General features: G+C 69.3%; 2 protein-coding genes and 1 pseudogene. 1 reads left to right on the top strand and 2 read right to left on the bottom strand.

The features are described from left to right. Positions 1–32 precede the first annotated feature (32 nt). Both galE and IY392_RS16400 read right to left on the bottom strand, forming a co-directional pair. Positions 33–1,019 carry a UDP-glucose 4-epimerase GalE gene (galE, locus tag IY392_RS16405; protein WP_194861800.1) on the bottom strand — a complete coding sequence of 329 codons (987 nt, stop codon included), beginning with the start codon at positions 1,017–1,019 and terminating at the stop codon, positions 33–35. After that, on the bottom strand, positions 1,016–1,705 hold the full coding sequence (locus IY392_RS16400) for a metal-dependent transcriptional regulator (protein ID WP_107756389.1): 690 nt from the start codon (positions 1,703–1,705) through the stop codon (positions 1,016–1,018). Before IY392_RS16400 ends, galE begins: the two co-directional genes overlap by 4 nt. A gap of 226 nt (positions 1,706–1,931) precedes the next feature. On the opposite strand from IY392_RS16400, the pseudogene IY392_RS16395 reads away from it, so the two are divergent. Further along, positions 1,932–2,270, top strand: a pseudogene (locus IY392_RS16395) (acetoin utilization protein AcuC); the annotation flags it as partial.

Here is a 2,270-nt window from a genome sequence, read left to right as displayed (position 1 = left end):
GTCGGTGGCCGCGCCCGCGGTGCCGCCCCGGTCTACCGGGGCGCGGAGTGCGCCCGATCTCCCAGAGCCGAGGTGAACGCCCATGCATCGCGGACGATGGTGTGGAGATCGGTCCGGGTGGGAGTCCACCCCAATTCGGTCATCGCTTTCTCGCTCGAGGCGACGAGCACCGCCGGGTCGCCCGCCCGGCGTGGCGCGACCACGTCCGGGATCGGGTGCCCCGTGACCTCGCGGCACACGTCGATCACCTCGCGGACGGAGAATCCCTCCCCGCTCCCGAGATTGAGCACCCGGTGGACGCCGGGCCGGTTGGATTCCAGTGCCAACAGGTGGGCATCGGCGAGGTCGGCGACGTGGATGTAGTCGCGGACACAGGTCCCGTCGGGTGTGGGCCAGTCGTCGCCGAAGACCTTGATGGCGGACCGGTGTCCGAGGGCCACCTGCAGTACCAACGGAATGAGGTGGGTCTCGACGACACGGTTCTCTCCCACCGGACCGTGGGCGCCGGCCACGTTGAAGTAGCGCAGGCTCGTGGCAGCGAGCCCGTGGGCCGCGGCGTACGAGGTGATGGCGTGATCGATCGCCAACTTGGTGGCGCCGTAGGTGTTGGTCGGCCGGGTGGGCATGTCCTCGGTGATCGGGATCTGCTCCGGCTCGCCATAGGTCGCCGCGGTGGAGGAGAAGACGAGGTTGGACACGTCGGCGGCGCGCATCGCATCGAGGAGCGCGAGAGAGGTCACCACGTTGCCCCGCCAGTACTCCCCGGGCTTCTCCACCGATTCCCCGACGAGCGAGCGGGCGGCGAAGTGCACCACGCCGTCGAAGCCGGGCCCCGACCGCAGGACCTCGCCCGCCAGATCGGCCACGTCCCCCTCGATGAACGTCGCCGCCGCGGGGACGCCGTCCCTGTTGCCGGTGGAGAGGTCGTCGAGGATCACCACCTCGTGTCCGCGCTCGACGAGAACCGTCGCACAGACCCCGCCGACGTATCCGGCTCCTCCCGTGACGAGCAGTCTCACGGGAGGATCTCGACCTGGATCGCGTGCGCGTGATCCCCGTCGAGCTCCACCGTGTGACCATCACCGGAGTCGAGTTCGACGAGGTGGCCCCGCCGGGTGGCGGTCACGGTCTTCAGCGGCTCGACGCCGGCCGCGCGAAGCTCGGAGATCAGGTCGGTGTCGATCTGGACGTTCTCGCCGATCGCCTGGATCCGGACGCTGTGCGGGATGTCCGTGTCCAGGGCGGACAGACGGGTGAAGGCGGACTCGTCGGCCATCGTGGAGGCGTAACCGATCTTGTCGAGTCCCGGGATCGGGTTGCCGTACGGGGACGTCCTCGGATCCTCCAGGACCTCGATCAGCCGCCGTTCCACGTCGTCACTCATCACGTGCTCCCAGCGGCACGCCTCGGCGTGGACCTTCTCCAGCTCCAGTCCGATCACGTCGACGAGCAGCCGCTCGGCGAGACGGTGCTTGCGCATGACGTCCACGGCCAGGTCCCGGCCGCTGGTGGTGAGTTGGAGATGCCGGTCGGGTGCCACGTGCACCAGGCCGTCGCGTTCCATCCGCGCGACCGTCTGGCTCACGGTCGGTCCGCTCTGCTCGAGTCGCTCCGCGATGCGGGCCCGGAGCGGGATCACACCCTCCTCCTCGAGCTCGTAGATCGTGCGGAGGTACATCTCGGTGGTGTCCACCAGGTCTTTCACGCTGAATCCTCCACGTCGGATCGTCGCAGGTAGGGGTTCCCGGTGGTTGACGATCCCCTCCGGGTTCACAGACGAGACTACCGCCGGTCCTCGAACCGGGGTGGGGAGCGGGCAATCGGGGGCCGGGTCAGGTCCCGCCGCGTAGATTCGGGGGGCGTACATCTCGGTGATCCCACCGGGTGTGGGTCGCCGGGAGCGTCCCGGTGAGAGGGGAGGACGGGTGGCAATGGCCGGTATCCGGGACGGCGTCGCCGCGGCGGTGGTGTGGAGTCCGTCGCTGATGGAGTACAAGCACTCCGCCGACCATCCCATGAGCCCCCGCCGACTCGATCTGACGATGTCTCTCGCGACTGAACTGGGAGTTCTGCAGGGCGTGGAGATGCTGGACCCCGGTTCGGCGAGTGACGAGGAGTTGCTCCGCGTCCACACGTCCCGCTACATCGGCGCGGTCAAGGCGGCCGGCGGCCTGCCACCCGGCGAGCACTACGGCATGAGCCACGGGCTCGGCACGGCGGACAACCCGACCTTCCCGGCCATGCACGAGGCGAGCGCCGCGGTGGCGGGT

Origin of the sequence: Dietzia sp. SYD-A1, assembly GCF_015356725.1 — a bacterium.
Lineage (GTDB): Bacteria > Actinomycetota > Actinomycetes > Mycobacteriales > Mycobacteriaceae > Dietzia.
The sequence above is the reverse complement of the archived record's forward strand: the minus strand, read 5'-3'. Positions and strand labels throughout refer to the sequence as shown.